General features: G+C 64.0%; 11 protein-coding genes. 6 read left to right on the top strand and 5 right to left on the bottom strand.

Annotated elements, in window-relative coordinates:
• Window positions 1–74: 74 nt before the first annotated feature.
• The gene (locus HVO_RS01575) at window positions 75–2,171 is read right to left on the bottom strand and encodes an ABC transporter substrate-binding protein (protein ID WP_004041214.1); all 2,097 of its coding nucleotides are present in this window, start codon (window positions 2,169–2,171) and stop codon (window positions 75–77) included.
• Between the two features lie 154 nt (window positions 2,172–2,325).
• Here HVO_RS01575 and HVO_RS01570 point away from each other — a divergent pair, with 154 nt between their 5' ends.
• The 3 genes from HVO_RS01570 (at window position 2,326) to HVO_RS01560 (ending at window position 5,701) form a co-directional block, all read left to right on the top strand.
• Window positions 2,326–2,568 carry a hypothetical protein gene (locus HVO_RS01570; RefSeq protein WP_229722663.1) on the top strand — a complete coding sequence of 81 codons (243 nt, stop codon included), beginning with the start codon at window positions 2,326–2,328 and terminating at the stop codon, window positions 2,566–2,568.
• 490 nt (window positions 2,569–3,058) lie between these two features.
• Entirely contained in the window at window positions 3,059–4,045 is a 987-nt protein-coding gene (locus HVO_RS01565) for an alpha/beta hydrolase family protein (RefSeq protein ID WP_004041216.1), read from the top strand.
• 117 nt (window positions 4,046–4,162) lie between these two features.
• Window positions 4,163–5,701 (top strand): glycoside hydrolase family 28 protein, encoded by a 1,539-nt coding sequence (locus tag HVO_RS01560; protein ID WP_049914710.1) that lies wholly within the window; start codon window positions 4,163–4,165, stop codon window positions 5,699–5,701.
• Window positions 5,702–5,749: 48 nt separating this feature from the next.
• On the opposite strand, the gene HVO_RS01555 is transcribed toward HVO_RS01560, so the two are convergent.
• On the bottom strand, window positions 5,750–7,099 hold the full coding sequence (locus HVO_RS01555; protein WP_455583789.1) for a nickel pincer cofactor-dependent isomerase, group 22: 1,350 nt from the start codon (window positions 7,097–7,099) through the stop codon (window positions 5,750–5,752).
• A gap of 51 nt (window positions 7,100–7,150) precedes the next feature.
• Entirely contained in the window at window positions 7,151–8,299 is a 1,149-nt protein-coding gene (locus tag HVO_RS01550) for a Gfo/Idh/MocA family protein (protein WP_004041219.1), read from the bottom strand.
• Between the two features lie 375 nt (window positions 8,300–8,674).
• Here HVO_RS01550 and HVO_RS01545 point away from each other — a divergent pair, with 375 nt between their 5' ends.
• From HVO_RS01545 to HVO_RS01535, 3 genes are all read left to right on the top strand, one after another.
• The gene (locus HVO_RS01545) at window positions 8,675–10,774 is read left to right on the top strand and encodes a DUF1349 domain-containing protein (protein ID WP_004041220.1); all 2,100 of its coding nucleotides are present in this window, start codon (window positions 8,675–8,677) and stop codon (window positions 10,772–10,774) included.
• Between the two features lie 99 nt (window positions 10,775–10,873).
• Window positions 10,874–11,980, top strand: a complete 1,107-nt coding sequence (locus tag HVO_RS01540; RefSeq protein ID WP_004041221.1) for a Gfo/Idh/MocA family protein — start codon at window positions 10,874–10,876, stop codon at window positions 11,978–11,980.
• A 103-nt stretch (window positions 11,981–12,083) separates the two neighbouring features.
• Window positions 12,084–12,851, top strand: a complete 768-nt coding sequence (locus tag HVO_RS01535) for an IclR family transcriptional regulator (RefSeq protein WP_004041222.1) — start codon at window positions 12,084–12,086, stop codon at window positions 12,849–12,851.
• Between the two features lie 387 nt (window positions 12,852–13,238).
• Here the strand turns inward: HVO_RS01535 and HVO_RS01530 are convergent, their stop codons facing one another.
• Window positions 13,239–14,033 (bottom strand): IclR family transcriptional regulator, encoded by a 795-nt coding sequence (locus HVO_RS01530; protein WP_004041223.1) that lies wholly within the window; start codon window positions 14,031–14,033, stop codon window positions 13,239–13,241.
• Between the two features lie 333 nt (window positions 14,034–14,366).
• Entirely contained in the window at window positions 14,367–15,542 is a 1,176-nt protein-coding gene (locus tag HVO_RS01525) for a BMP family ABC transporter substrate-binding protein (protein ID WP_004041224.1), read from the bottom strand.
• Window positions 15,543–15,584: the final 42 nt, after the last annotated feature.

Genomic DNA, 15,584 nt, shown 5'->3' with positions numbered 1-15,584 from the left:
ACCGTATGGCTGATACGTTCTGACTGACTCGGTGAGACGACGGTTTCTCGTTCAGGTGGCGGCGCTCGGCGCGGTTACTGGCCTCCCTCCGCCGGGTGGAAGTATTCGGTTCCCATCTTGGCCATGTACTGGCAGTAGGAGTACTGACCGATCTCGACGATCTCGTAGCGGTACGCCGGGTTCAGGTTGTCGTTCGGGGGCTTCGTCGCCCAGTTGTCGTGATTCAGCCAGTAGCCGCCCGTGCCGCCCTCCTCGTTGATGAGCATCATCGGCAGCGACTGGTTGAATATCCACGAGACTTCCGCGACCTTCTGTCTGCGCTCTTCGTCCGACATCTGCGTCCGGAGCTCGTTGAGCTTGTCGATGACGTCGACTTCCTGGAGGTCACCGGCCGGGTCCCCGATGGGGTACGGAACCTCGACGACGCGGTCCATCGCCCAGCTGTCGTTGCTCGGAAGCGGCTGTCCGGACAGCGACTCCTGGACTCTGAAGGAGTTCGAGAAGCCGAGGAACGGCGGGCCGGACTTCGCACCGCCCCAGTTGTCGAACAGTAACTCCCAGTCGCCGGACTCGATGGTCTTGCCGGCGCGGATGGTCGCTTCCTGTGCGGTCACTTCGGTCTGGAGACCGAAGTCGTCCAGGTAGGACTTCGCGATCTGTGCGAACCGTAGGGCCATCGGCTCCTCGTCGGACGTCGCCGTGTAGAACCGAAGGGTGACGTTCTCCCCGTTCGGGTCCTTCCAGCGGTTGCCCGACTTCGAGAAGCCGGCGGCCTCGAGGAGTTCGGTCGCCCGCTGTTCGTCCACGTCGTCTTCCGTGTGGGCGTACCGCTCGAGCTTCGCGAGGTCGCCGCTCGGCCAGTTCGAGTTCCCGCCGAACCATGGCACTTCCTTGTCCTGCCCGATGCCGGACGGAATGCGGTCTTCGACCCAGTAGGTGCCGTAGTCCGGAACCCACTCGACGAGCGGCTTCCGGGGGACGATGTGGTGAATCGCCTTCCGGACGCGCGGGTCGCCGGTGATGTCGCTCTGACAGTTGAGCAGGACGCCCATCGCCCCGCTGCGCATCTGCGGCGTAATCTGGTCCTCGGAGAGGCTGTCGGCCGGCCCCCACCCGTTCTCCTTGAGCCGGTCACGAGCGGACTGCGACTCCGGCGGGTAGCTCACGTCGATGACGCCCTCCTGCATCGCCTTGGTCCGCTGTTGCTGGTTCGGGTAGCGGTGCCAGTCGAGGCTGTAGTCTATCATGTCGCCCGTAATCTCGCCGTTCGACCACTCGGCGTCGCTGAAGGGGCTGACGTAGTCGTCGTAGGGTTCGAAGTGCGCGACGTTCTCCTCTCCGCTGACGAACTCCCAGACGGAGTTACCCGGGACGTTCGCGTTGTCCCAGACGTTCTGTTGAACCGCTTGCATCATCTCCTGCTGGGCGGAGGTCCGTTCCGATTCGGTGGTGGCGTCGTCGAACATCTCGGCGTACTTCCCCCAGATGTCTCGGTGCGCCCAGAGCCACGCGCGGCGTTTCATGTGACCGAACTCGAATATCTCCCGGCTGATGTCGGGCTCGACCAGGTCGAACGTGAGTTCGTACTTCCCGGTCGTCTCCACGTTCTCGTACAGCGGTTGCGCGCCGTAGCCCTTGTGGACGGTCTGCATCAGCTTGCCGATTTTGAGCTGGGTCGCCACGTCCTCCGCGGTCAGGTCGTCGCCGTTGTGCCACGTGTAGGTGTCGCGGATGTTCCACGCGACCTGTCCGTTGTCGGCGTACTCCCAGTCCTCGACGACCATCCCTTTCGTCTTGTTCGACACCTTGTCGTGGACGGCCAGTTGGTCGAACATCGCCCAGTACCACCGGAACGAGAAGTTCGCGGCGTTGCCGTACGGATTGAACCGGGCGTTCGTCGGCGCGAGCGAGATGATGTGGTCGAGCGTTCGACCCGACGACTGGCTGGTCGAATCGCCGTCAGTCGTCGTGCTTTCGCCGCCACCGCCTTCGTTCTCGAGCGGCGTCGGCGTATCCTCGTTCCCGCCCTGACTACAGCCAGCCAGCGCAGCGGCGCCGGCCGTGGCACCGAACGCGTTTCGAAGCAGACGACGGCGCGTCTGTGGCGATACGTCTTCCCACTCGTCGTCGCTGATCCACTTGTCGGACTCAGCGCTGCTTTGCGAATCCATCACACAGTACCCATTATGACTATCCCGTATATACCCATCGATAATGGTAATTGTCTACTGACATCATTTGATTACGCGGTCGCGCCCGTGACTCTCGCGACGCGCGGGGCGGTCCCCCAAAGGACTATTATCTTGTTTTGCGAAATCGCCGGTAATGGGAACCTCAGAACGGTCGTACTTCAAATGTTGGATTTGCCGAAAGAAGATGCTGTGGACGAGCGTGCTCTCGTTTACGTTGCTCATCGTCGTCCTCGGCCTCCTCGCGATGACGGGCATCGAACGCGGGACCGCGTCGTACGTCGTCCTCATGATGGACTTCGCCCTCGCCGGCGTGCTCCTCGCGACCGTCGGCGTCGTCTTCTGGCGGTGCGGCTACCTGAGTGACGCCCTCGACTGAACGCTTTCGGCTTTCTGCTTTCTCCCGTCGTCTCTCCCGACTCGGCTCATCGCTGTTCTTCATATCATAGTATCACTTTCATCGCTATCTCGCCGCTGTCTTCCGATTTTCGTTCCTAATATATAATTGATATGTTAGTTTTTGTTCGCGTATGGGGAACTCAACATCCGAATTCGGTTGGGCGTCCTCGCTGAGTGGCGTCCCAGTCACCGCCGCGAACATCAGAATCGTGGCATTTGTGGCCTCTACTAGCGGAAATAGGGCTTGACTCGGTTCGCCACGCGCCGTGACGACGCTACAACCGTAATGCTCATTCTCCCGATTTCGGGTCGGTTCGTTCTCCATCGAAAACGACCGAAAACCGACGAGTGATGGGTTTTACGCCCGATTTCATTCGCATTTAGGTTTGTTCGTCTACGGGGAACAACCCTCCGATCCGCGACGTCGACACGCACTTGTGAACCCGTTGCGTTCGTCGGAACGACACCGAATGACTGGCTTCGACTACGACGACTGGTTCGACGACGTCCTCCGAGCGACCGACGGCTCGGCCGCGTACGCGGGTGAGACAGGACAGGAATTCGAGGCGTGGCAGGAGTCGTTCCGCGCCGAACTGCGCGACGTGCTCGGATTTCCGGCGGTTCGCGACAGCGCCGTCGAGGACATCGACCCGAGGCGACGGGAGCATCCGGAAGCGACGGTTCGACACCGGAGTTACGAGCGACGGACGTGGAGCGTCCGCACCGAACGGGGGTTCCGCGTCCCGTTCTACCTGCTTCTCCCCGACTCGGTGGACCCGCCGTACCCCGTCGCCGTCGCGCTTCACGGCCACACCGAACACGGCAAAGACCTCGCCGCCGGCGTCGCCGAGGGCGAGGCGGCCGGCCGTCACATCGCCGACGACCGACGAGACATGGCCCGACAGGCGGCCCGGCGGGGCTTCGCCGTCGTCGCTCCCGACATGCGCGCCTTCGGCGAGCTGTCACCCGACACATCCGACGACTCGGACTCGTCCGACGCCGTCAGCGCGTGTACGCGCTGGCAGAAGCGCGCCCAACTCCTCGGCCGGTCGCTCGTCGGCGAGCGCGTGTGGGACGTGCGTCGTCTGGTCGACTTCGTCGAGGGGCACTCCGCGCTCGACGACCGAATCGGGCACGTCGTCGCCTGCGCGTCGGTCTGTCCGTTCGAGGACTCCATCGTCCCCATCGACCACTGCCTGTGCAACTACGTTCCCGGCCTCCGACGCCTCGGCGAGGCGTGGGACATCGCCGGCCTCGTCGCCCCGCGACCGCTCCGCATCGTCGCGGGCGAATCCGACCCCATCTTCCCGATAGCCGGGACGAGACGGGCGTTCGACCGCATCCAGGGTCGGTACCGCGCTGCGGACGCCGAGAGAGAGTGCAGCCTCTTCGTCGGCGACGGCGGCCACCGCTTCTTCGAGGCCGGCGCGTGGCCCTTCCTGCGCGACCGACTCTGAGTCGGCGTGCTCTCTCCGCCCCCGCTTCCGTCTCTCGTCTCGCCTCTCGTCGCCGATTTCGGTGCGTCGTGGTACCTCGGCACAACGTTTATGAACGCGCTCGCGGATGCTTCAGGCGTGACTCTCGAACAGCGGAACGTGCGCGACTACGGTATCGAAGACGACGATTCGCTCGACACGGCGGCGATTCAGGCGGCGCTCGACGACTGCGCCGGCGAGGGCGGCGAGGTGTATCTCCCGCCCGGGACGTACCGCAGCGCCCCGCTCCGCGTCGGCGACGACACGACCTTCAGACTGGCAAACGGGGCGGAACTCCGGTTCGTCCAGGACTTCACCGAGTTCCCGACGGTCGAGAGCCGCTGGGAGGGGTGGGACCAAGACGGCTTCCACCCGTGTCTCCACGTGGCCGACGCCTCGAACGTCACCATCACCGGCGAGGGCGTCATCGACGGCGGCGGCTCCTACTGGTGGGTGTTCGTGTCGTTACCGCCCGAGCAGTACCCCTCCGAACTCGCCGCGCGACTCGAGGAGATTCGAAGCGGCAACCAGCAGGACGAGGTGAGCACGTTCACGGTTCGCCCGCCGCTGCTCCAGATAGACGGCTGTGAGAACGTGACAGTCTCCGGCGTGACGCTCCGGAATTCCCCGTTCTGGAACACCCACGTGGTCTACTCCGACGACGTGACGATTCACGACGTCTCGATTCAGAACCCGCCGGACGCCCCGAACGGCGACGGCATCGACATCGACTCCTCGCGCTTTGTCAGGGTCAGCGACACCCACATCGACGCCGGCGACGACGCCATCTGCCTGAAGTCCGGCAAGGACGAGCAGGGCCGCGAGGTCGGACGCCCGACCGAGAACGTCGTCGTAACCAACTGTACGGTCGAACACGGCCACGGCGGCGTCGTCATCGGGAGCGAGACTGCCGGCGACGTGCGGCACGTCACCGTCACGAACTGCACCTTCACCGACACCGACCGCGGCATCCGCATCAAGTCCAAGCGCGGCCGCGGCGGGACGGTCGAGGACCTCCGGTTCGACACCATCATCATGCGCCGCGTCGCCTGCCCGTTCGTCATCAACGGCTACTACCAGACGGACATCGACAGCGACCCCAAGCCCGTCACCGAGGCGACGCCGAACGTCCGAAACGTCGACTTCCACCACATCACCGCCGAGGAGGTCGAGTCGGCGGCGTTCCTCGCCGGCCTCCCCGAACAGCGGTTCGAGGGAATCTCCTTTACCGACGTGGACATCGACGCGACCCGCCCGTTCGACGCCTCGGACCTCTCGCCGGCGATGGCGAAGGGGTACGACCAGCGACACGGCGTCTTCTGTAAGTCGCTCGGTCGCGTCTCGTTCAAAGACGTTCGCGTGACGGTCCCCGACGGGAGCGGGACCCCGCTGACCGCGGAAGCGAGTTCGACCGTCGTCCTCGACGGTTTCGAGGCCGAGGCGGATGAGGGGCCGGCAGTCGAGGCAGACGGCGTCGAGAACCTCCGAATCGGCGGCTGCGTCGCCCCCGACGACGGCGAGCCGTTCGCCCGCGTCCGCGGCGAGAGCGACGGCGAGTCCTCGGTACTCCTCGCCGGCAACTACGGCGACATGGACGAGGCCGTCGTCTCGGTGCAGCCAGAAACGGTCGAGCGGTAGGCGACGCCTGACGCACTCGTTTTTCCGAAAAAGACGCGCTCGCGTTCTTCAGTCCCGGAGCGACGGCGCGGCGAACTGGCCGTCCTCGAACGCTATCGGTGTGGGATCTTCGACCACGCGCAGGTCGTCTCGCTCGCGGGCCTCCTCGACGAGCGCCGGCGAGGCGTACAGCCGGTGGAGATGCATGGTGTCGGCCGCGCGGACGACCCGGACCGTGTCGGGCTCGACGACGCCGATTGTCGACAGCGCGGCGACCACGCCCGCGCGGTCGGTCTCGACGACGGGCGGGAGTTTCACGCCGCGGATGGTGCTCGCGGTGAGCGCGTTGATGAGCGTCGTCTGCGCGTCCAACTCGGCGACGATGTCCTCGTGAATCACGTCGGCCGACCCGACGCCCATCGCGTTGCCGTGGGTCTTCTCGGTCAGCCCGTGGGTGTAGATGCGCTTGATGTTCGGCTTCTCGGGCGCGGGCTCGTTGATGGAAAACGGCCGGCGGCCGATGACGTTCGTGTCCATCCCCTGCCCGCTAATCTCCTTGCCCTGTCGGTCGAACACGACCAAATCGAGCTCCTCGAACGGGAGCTTCGGCATCAGTTCGTACGCGGTTTCGAGCAGTTCGCGCTCGCGGTCGAGGAAGCCCGACGGGGGGACGCCCTCGATGAGCGTGGTGTCGTCGTGCTGGTCTTCCACGATGGCGACGCCGCCCACGATGGGAAGCGAGTCCAGCAGTTGCTCGGTTATCTCGGGAATCATCCGTCGGAACGACCAGTCGACGGCCCACTTGTGGGCGATTTGCGCGCCGCGCTGTTTGCCCATGCCGATGACGAGCATCTTCGACAGCCCGCTTTCGACCTCGCCGTCGAAGTCTGTGTGGGGCTTGACGCGGTTGATGGGGATGATGGCGTCCGCGCCCGCGGCGTTGGCGTCGGCGACGACGGGCACGTCGCGGTCCGGCGTGCGCCCGACCTCCACGACCTCCATACTGGACCGAATCTCGCAGCCGATTCGCTCCTCGGTGATGCCGAGTTCGTTCAGCATCTCCCGCTGTCCGTCGCCGGTCGCACCGCCGTGGCTCCCCATCGCGGGGAAGACGAACGGCTCGTAGCCCGCCTCGGAGACGGCGTCGACGACGCCCGCGACGATGTCGGGTATGTTCGCGATACCGCGGCTCCCGACGCCGAGCGCGACCTCGCCACCCTCGGGAACAGCCGCGAACGACAGCGCGGCGACGGCCTTCGCGGCCGCCTCCGGAACGTCGGCCGCCGGAATGGGATTCGTCTCCCAGACTTGTTCGATGATACCTAACTCGGGGAGCGAGGGGTTACCGCACGCTTCGAGGATAACGTCTTCCGGGACTGAGAGCCAGTCTACGGGGTTCTCGTCGCCATCTGTGTGCATGCGGAACTCGACGGCCGAGTTCGACATAAAACTGTTCGTCGGGGGGCCTTTCTACACGCTGAGGTCGTCGAGGACGACGCGGCGACCCTCCTCGGAGGACCGATAGCTCGCCTCGGTGAGTTGGACGCCACGCGCCCCGGCGGTGAAGTCCCACGGGAACGGCTCGTCGGCGACGACGTGGCGGACGAACTTCTCCCACTGGAGCTTGAACGCGTTCTCGAACACCCGGTTGTTCGGGACGCCCGTCCAGTCCTCGTAGAAGTCGTGTTCCTTCGGCGTGTCGGGGTTCCACTCCGGTTTCGGCGTGTTCGCGTGGCCCTGCGTCTTGCAGTCGCGCAGGCCGGCGACCGCGCTTCCCTCGGTCCCGTCGACCTGGATTTCGAGGAGGTCGTCGCGGTTGACGCGGACGGTCCACGAGGAGTTGAGTTGGGCGACGATGTCGTCTTCCAACTCCATGATGGCGTAGGCGGCGTCGTCGGCGGTCGCCTCGTAGGGCTCGCCGTCCTCGTCGATTCGCTCGTCGATGTGGGTCTTCTGGAGACAGCGGACGGACTCCACCTCGCCGAAGAGGTTCTCCAGCACGTAGCTCCAATGGGAGAACATGTCGTCGACGATACCGCCGCCGTCCTCGGCGCGGTAGTTCCACGAGGGGCGCTGTGCCTCCTGGCCGTGGCCGGTGAACACCCAGTAGCCGAACTCGACGCGCACCGAGAGGATGTCGCCGAAGAAGTCCTGTTCGATGAGTCGCTGGAGCTTCAACAGCCCCGGGAGCCAGAGTTTGTCTTGGACGATACCGTGTTTCACGTCGCTCTCTTCAGCCATCCCGGCCACGTCGAGCGCGGCGCTGAGGTCGCTCGCCAGCGGTTTCTCGCAGTAGACGTGCTTTCCGGCGTCGATGGCCTTCATGACGCTGTCCGGGCGGCGGGGGGTTATCTGCGAGTCGAAGTACACCTCGTCGTCGCCGTCGAGACACGTCTCGAGGTCGGGGTCGACGGTCCACCGGTCGATACCGTGTTCCTCGCTCAGTTCGCGGAGTTTGCGTTCGTTGCGGCCGACGAGAAGCGGGTCCGGCATGACTCGTTCCCCGCTGGGGAGTTCCACGCCGCCCTCCTCGCGCAGCGCGACGATAGAGCGGATGAGATGCTGATTCGTTCCCATCCGGCCGGTCACGCCGTTCATGATGATACCTAGCTCTTGCATGTGCTGACTCGTTGCATCAATCTGCTGGTCGGAGTGTAATAACCTTTTGCATGGTTCCGGTTTCCGCCGGAACGATTCGCGCGCCTGACCGTCGCCTGCATCCGCGAACCGTCGATTACGACGATGTCCGACAGAGCGTAATCGAGGACGTGTGTGAGTGAACGCCTCTATTCGAATATCCCGAATTTTATAAGGAATAGGCGATGTGTTACAAACATATTGGTGTAATATCTCATGTCTCATCTCGTCATTTCGAACCAGCGCCGGCGTCATTCGTTCGACACTCTCGGACTTTATATGCTGTGTCGGCCTCCGTCCAGGCTGCCATAAATTATAACAATCGTTGAATATGTTGTCTGTTCGAGTGATGCACTCATGAGACCCGACAGACGGACGTTCCTCCGCGTGCTCGGAGCAGGAAGTATCGGTGCGGCGACGACTGGCCTCTTCGGTGGCAGCGCCGCGGCTGCGACCGTGATTTCGATGCAGGGCGGCGGCGACGACATCTGGGGCACCGCCGACGCGTTTCACTACTACTATACGGAGCTGAGCGGCGATTTCGACGTCGCCGTCCAGAACACCGGCATCGACAACGTCGAAAGCTGGACGAAGGCGGGCCCGATGGTCCGCGAGTCGCTCGACCCCGACTCGAAGAACGTCATGGTCCGTCGCCGGCCCAACGGCGAGGCGTCGATGCAGTATCGGCCCGAAGACGGCGCTGAGACGGATAGCGTCGGCGGCACACCGGCCGACTGGCTCCGTCTCAAGCGAAGCGGAGACGCGATAGAGACCTACCACTCCACGGACGGCGAGACGTGGACGTCGATTAACACGCTCGACGCCGCCGACATCTCGCTGGGCGACAGCGTCTACGTCGGACTGGCAGTCACCAGCCACCTCTCGGGGACGCTCGCGACGGCGACGTTCCAGAGTCTCTCGGGGGTCGACCCCGACCGGAACCGCGATATCGGCGACGTCGAAGTCGCGGGGAGCGTGGAGAACACGACGGGCGTTCCGCTCGTCTCGACCGGCGACGTGACCGACATCGGCCCCGGGTCCGCCACGCTCACCGGCGACCTCGGCGACCTCGGCGGTGCCGACTCCGCAGAGTGTTACTTCGAGTACCGGGAGGTACCCACCGAGTCGTGGAAGACCACGGATTCGACGGAACTCACCTCGTCGGGAGCGTTCAGCGTCGACGCCGACGACCTGACGCGGCGTCGCTACTACGAGGTTCGCGCGGTGGCGGACACGGCCGACGGCGACACCGCTCGGGGTTCGGTTTCCACGTTCAACACCCCGAACCCGTCGAACAGCAAGGTTCCGGCCCACCCCGGCCCGGACAGCGTGTCCCACTTCGGACCGAGCGACGGGTTCGCCGAGGCCGCACCGTGGCTCGACGACGACACCCCGATCATCGTGATAACCGAACCGACCCGCCGCCAACTGGAAAAGGCGGTCACCATCGACGGCGAGCGATTGGTCGTCTTCGAGACCAGCGGAACAATCGACCTCGGCGTGCGCGACCTCCCGATTCCGTACGACAAGTGCTACATCGCGGGCCAGACCGCGCCCTCGCCGGGCGTCACCCTGGTCAAGGGTCGCGTGAATATCGGGGCGAGCGACTGCGTCCTCCAGCACGTTCGAGTCCGACTCGGCGACGCGGGCATCGAGGACGCGACCGAGGACTGGGCGCTCGACACGGTCAACACGGCCGACGAGACGACGAACAACGTCATCGACCACGTCTCCGCCTCGTGGAGCGTCGACGAGTGCCTCTCGGTCGGCTACGAGACCGCGGAGACGACCGTCTCGAACTGCCTCGTCGCCGAGGCGCTCGACGACTCGGTCCACCCGAAGGGCGAACACGGCTACGGGTCGCTCATCGGCAACGACGCGAAGAACGTCGCCATGCTGGGGAACGTCTGGGCGTTCAATACCGACCGCCATCCCAGACTCAAGGAGGGAACCCAGAGCGTCGTCGTCAACAACGTGATGTACGACTTCGAAGACGGCACCTGGCTTGACCCCGACACCGAGGCGAGCATCGTCGGCAACGCCTACCTCCGACCCAACTCGGACAAGGCGAACGTCTTCACCGAGGACGACGTGGACACCGCCGTGGCGTACCTCGAAGACAACCTCACCGACGGCGACGTGGCGATGGTCGACGAGAACGTGACTGTCGTCGATGAACGGCCGCTGTGGCCCGACGGACTGGCGGCGATGTCGTCGGACCGGACGTTCGACCACAACCTCGCGAACGTCGGCGCGCGCCCGGCCGACCGGACGGCGACCGACGAACGCATTCTCGAAAACGTCGAAGGCGGGGAGAGCTACCTCGTCGACAGTCAGGAACAGGTCGGCGGCTACCCGGACCTCCCGGTCAACAGCCACGAACTGAACGTCCCCAACGGCGGGACTCGCCCGTGGCTCCGGTCGTGGTCTCGTCGGGTTGAGACGCCGCAGCGCTAACCGCACGAGGCCGACGCACCGTCTGCCACCGCACCGTCCGCCGCCGATTACCTTGCTTATACCCGAACATTTTTAAATCACTTTCGGTGAACTACGTGTATGGGTACAAATATCGGATACATCGGTATCGACCACCACCACCGGGACCCCTACTTCGCGGTCGCGAGCGAGTTGGACGCGACGATTACCGCGGTCTGCGAGCCCGGCCGGCGGGTCGACGTGGAGAACATCGCGGCGATGGACGACCGGCCCGACGAAATCACGACCGAGGGACAGGACATGGCGGACCTCGTCGGCGGCGCGGCGGTCTACGAGGACCCACACGAACTCGTCTCCGACGCCGACGTCGACGTGGCGTGGATAACCTACCGGAGCGACGAGACGCCGGAAATCATCGAGAGCGCCGTCGAGAACGGCGTTCACGTCGTCAGCGAGAAACCCATCGCTCGGACCGCCGCCGACCTCGAAGACATCGCCGAGCGGGCCAACGAGCTCGGCGTGACCGTCTCGCCGACGATGTACTACCGGCGCAACCCCGTCGCGATGGCGCTCCGCGACCGAGTTTCGGAGGGCTTCTTCGGCGACGTGTGGACGCTCGACGGCCGCTTCAACGCCAGCCAGCTCTCCTACCGGGACACCGACCACTACCTCTACGACAGGGAGACGAGTCGCGGCGGCGCGCTCCAGTGGATTGGCCCGCACTGGGTCGACGTGATGCCGTGGATTCTCGACGACCCCATCGCGCGGGTGAACGCCCGGTTCCACGACGCGGTCGAGGCTGACGTGGAAGCCGGAGCAGTCCTCCAGTTCGAGACCGAAAGCGGGACGCTCGGGACGTACCACACCGGCTACTACCTGAGCGACCGCGGCAAGGACACGCACCTCGGGCTCTACGGCACCGAGGGGCAGGCGCTGACGCCGCTGCACCACGACTCGCTGCAGCACGAACCCACGGTCCCGCTCGACATCACCTCGGAACACCCCGACTGGACCGCCGCGCCCAAGCGGACCGTCGAGTTCGAGTTCACCTACGACCGGTTCCCGGCGTGGGGCGACTTCGTGCAGGACTACTTCGAGGACTACTTCGCGGGCTACGAGACCGGCGACGTGCCCGCGACGGCCGACGACGCCGTGCAGCTGCTTCGCGTCCTCGATGCGGCCTACGAGTCCGGCGAGCGCGGCGGCTGGGTCGAAGTCGAGGGGTGAACGCGCCCGACGACGCCGCGCCCGCCGGGCCACCCTGCGCCGCGGGGTCGACCAGCTGTTCGACTATCCTGAACTTTAAATACATAGCCGAAAATATTGAGGTATGCCAACGGATAACTCACCAAAGACGCTCCGGACGACCGCCACCTCGATAGCGATTCTGAAGCAACTCGAAGCGATAGACGGCGCGCGAGTCTCCGAAATCGCCGAGCGGATGGACAAGCCCAAAAGCACGATTCACGGTCACCTCGCGACGCTCAAGCAGGAACAGTTCGTCATCAAGGAGGGCGATTTCTACTTCATCGGCCCGGAACTGCTTCGGTTAGGGAACCAAGTCCGGACGCGGGAACCGGCGTTCGTCCTCGCGCGGCAGTTCACCGAGCGACTGTTCGAAGAGACCCGCCTTCGGTCGATTTTCACCGTCGAGATGGGTGGGAAGGCCGTCTTCCTGCACACCGCCTCGGGGAGCAAGATGGGGTGGTCCCACGAGCAACTCGGCAATCGGTTGTTCCTGCACAACACCGCCGTCGGGAAGGCGATTCTCGCGGAACTCCCCGAACCGCGCATCGAACAGATACTCGACCGGTGGGGCCTGCCGCAGGAGACGGAAAACACCACCACCGACCGCGAGGCGCTGTTCGAGGAACTGGAGCGCGTCCGCGAGCAGGGCTACGCCGTCAACCGCGCCGAGAACTTCAACGAACTCTACGCCATCGGCGTCGCCGCGACGCGCCGTTCGGGCGACGTTATCGGCGGTTTCAGCGTCACGGGCCCGGCCCACTCGGTGACCGGCGAGGACCGGAAGGCCGAACTCGCACACACGGTCAAGGACATCGTCAGCGAGTTCGAACTGGAACTCGCGCTCGCGTGACTCGGGTTCGAGCGAGCCGAACCCGCGGTCTTCGCCCGCTCTCCTGGCTCGCCCGACGGTTACGTTCGTTTTTGCCGAACTTTATATGCTCTCGAATCGTGACTATCTAATGATACAATTTCAGCACTTCGTCGCAGCGGATTACGGTCGTAGATGTGTAAAATTATCTGCCGCTCCCGCATCCGTGTCATCGCGCACGGTGTATTGTACGGTGATAACACACTTGTGTGGGTGTGACGAATCAACTCCAACAGAGAGTGCTGATGTCGGTGATATTGAGCGTTCTCCAAGGCGATGCAAGATGAATATCGTGGGGATTTAACAATATTCTCATACGACTCCCGTTTGGAAGCGCGTTCGAACATTACAAACGCCCCGTCCCATCGACTACGACTGCGCGTTCATGTTGATGTTGACCTCGATGACGTTCGCGGACTGCGTGACGAGTTTCGGGACGTGCTCTTGGAACTGCTCGCCTTGCAGGAGACTGGTCGGGCCCGACACGCTCACCGAACCGAGCACCTGCCCGCTCGGGTCTTCGATTGGCGCACCGATGGCGCGAAACCCTCTGATCTCCTCTTCGTCGTTGTACGCGTAGCCGCGCTCGCGAATCTGTTCGAGTTCGTCGAACAGCGCCTCGCGGTCGGTGATAGTGGCTTTCGTCTGCGCAGGGAGTCCGCGTTGTTCGATGATTTTCTCGACTCGCTCGTCGGGAAGGGCGGCCAAAATCGCCTTTCCGGAGGCGGTGTAGTGGAGGTGGTCTTGGCTCTGTACCTTCTCGGTCTGGTACTCTCCATCGACGCTCGTGTCCCCTTTCACCTGGTAGAGGTTGACCCCGTAGCCGTTCTCCTCGGTGACGATGTGCGTGTACTGGTCGGTCTCCGCCGCGAGTTTTTCGACCTCCGGCTTACCGTATCGGTACAGCGGGCTCTGATTCCGCGCGTACTCTCCGAGGACGGTGAATTTGAACGCGAACCGGTAGCGGTCCCCGCGCTGGACGAGCAAGCCGTTTTCCTCCAGCGTCCTGAGATGGATGTACGCCGTGCTCTTCGAGATGTCCAAATAGTCGGAGAGCTCCGAAACACCGATTCCATCGCAGTCTTTGACGGCGTCGAGAACCCGTGACGCCGTCGTGACCGTCTTCAGCGTCCGTGGCCCCCCTTTTTGCCCCGTCTGTTTCATAGTGTGGTTGTGTCACTCCTCCCGTATTAACGTTCGCCTATGTTAACTATACGATGCTACATGAATATGTACGTACGGTAAATACACTATATTTGGCCTTATTCTCATATTCCGGTCTAAGGGCGGGTCTGTCCGTTCTCGGAATCCGCGAAATTCGTTTACCATAGCCGAACGCAGTGACTCCGGGTCGCCACCACCGGCGGGGGTCCGGTGGCCCTCGTCGTCTGCGGTAGTTCGCGGCCGCAAAAAGTGCGCTGTGGGTTGGCATACTCGTCCGTCGGTCGGCCGGTCGACCGTCGTCGTGCTCCGCCGCGCATCCCCGGCAGACGCGGATTAGCTCGGCACTTCGCCTTCGACGCCCTCGACGAAACTGCTCATCTCTTGGAAGAGGAACTCGTCGCTTTCCCCCTCGAACGCGCTGCCCGCCCACACGTCGAGTTCGTCGTTCAGGATTTGCTCTTCCGTCGCGGCGACCTGGTCTTTGACCTCCTGTGAGACGTTCGGTCCCCACTCGTCGAGCATCGGAACGCCCGTCTCCATCCCGCCCCAGAACGCATCGGCTTCCCACGACCCCTCGTGGAGCGATTCGAGGGTCGGACCGTAGAACTCGGTCCAGTCCCAAATCGGTGAGATAAGGTAGTTCTCACCGCCGAACTGCCCCATCGGAGCGTTGTACCCTGAGGTCCAGACGCCGGCGTCGCTGGCGGCCCTGACCGCCGCCGGCGAGTCCTGCTCTTGGGCGATGACGTCACAGCCCTCGTCGATGAGCGCGTTCGCGGCCTCTCTTGCCGTCGGCGGGTCGAACCAGGCGTTGACCCAGCGAACCTTGAACGTCGCCTCGGGGTTGACGGAGCGCGCGCCCAGCGCCATCGCGTTGATGGACCGAACGACCTCCGGAATCGGAAACGCGGCCACGTACCCGATGGTGTTGTTCTCGGTGACCATTCCGGTGGCCTGTCCGGCCAGATACCGCGGCTCGTAGATGCGACCCATGTAGCGACCCATGTTCTCCCGCGTCCGGTAGCCCGTCGCGTGTTCGAACACGGTGTCCGGGTAGTCCTCCGCCACCGCGTACATCGGGTCCTGGTAGCCGAACGTGGTTCCGAATATCACGTCCACGTCCCCTTGGGCGTACTGCTCGAAGACCCGCTCGGAGTCCGAGGGCGCGACGGCCTCCGTGTACTCCGTCTCCAACCAGTCGTACTGCTCGTCGACGGCCTGCCGGGCTTGGTCGTGCGCCCACGACCACCCGAGATCACCGATTTCGGAGATGTACACCCACGCGGCGTTGACCGTCTCTCCCTCGCTTGGCCCCCCGCCGTCGGTGGTCTCGACGTCGCCGGTCGTCGTTCCACTGGTCGTTCCCTCGCTGGCCGTCGTTTCGCTCGCCTCCGTGTCGTCGGTGTCTCCGGTGTCTCCACCGGTACAACCCGCGAGCGTGGTGACGCCGGCGGCACCGAGCGCACTCAGTACGTCTCTCCGCTGAATCGAAGATTCCTCGTCTAACATCGCGTAACCGCTTACTTGTCATTGTAATTTATACTTAAATAT

This window comes from Haloferax volcanii DS2, assembly GCF_000025685.1.
GTDB lineage: Archaea > Halobacteriota > Halobacteria > Halobacteriales > Haloferacaceae > Haloferax > Haloferax volcanii.
The sequence above is the reverse complement of the archived record's forward strand: the minus strand, read 5'-3'. Positions and strand labels throughout refer to the sequence as shown.

What these genes read in the sequence shown, in the direction of transcription:
- HVO_RS01555 (WP_455583789.1), bottom strand. Translation starts at nt 7,099, where the DNA reads ATGCACACAGATGGCGACGAGAACCCCGTAGACTGGCTCTCAGTCCCG.
- HVO_RS01550 (WP_004041219.1), bottom strand. Translation starts at nt 8,299, where the DNA reads ATGCAAGAGCTAGGTATCATCATGAACGGCGTGACCGGCCGGATGGGA.
- HVO_RS01540 (WP_004041221.1), top strand. Translation starts at nt 10,874, where the DNA reads ATGGGTACAAATATCGGATACATCGGTATCGACCACCACCACCGGGAC.
- HVO_RS01575 (WP_004041214.1), bottom strand. Translation starts at nt 2,171, where the DNA reads ATGGATTCGCAAAGCAGCGCTGAGTCCGACAAGTGGATCAGCGACGAC.
- HVO_RS01535 (WP_004041222.1), top strand. Translation starts at nt 12,084, where the DNA reads ATGCCAACGGATAACTCACCAAAGACGCTCCGGACGACCGCCACCTCG.
- HVO_RS01565 (WP_004041216.1), top strand. Translation starts at nt 3,059, where the DNA reads ATGACTGGCTTCGACTACGACGACTGGTTCGACGACGTCCTCCGAGCG.
- HVO_RS01545 (WP_004041220.1), top strand. Translation starts at nt 8,675, where the DNA reads ATGAGACCCGACAGACGGACGTTCCTCCGCGTGCTCGGAGCAGGAAGT.
- HVO_RS01525 (WP_004041224.1), bottom strand. Translation starts at nt 15,542, where the DNA reads ATGTTAGACGAGGAATCTTCGATTCAGCGGAGAGACGTACTGAGTGCG.
- HVO_RS01530 (WP_004041223.1), bottom strand. Translation starts at nt 14,033, where the DNA reads ATGAAACAGACGGGGCAAAAAGGGGGGCCACGGACGCTGAAGACGGTC.
- HVO_RS01570 (WP_229722663.1), top strand. Translation starts at nt 2,326, where the DNA reads ATGGGAACCTCAGAACGGTCGTACTTCAAATGTTGGATTTGCCGAAAG.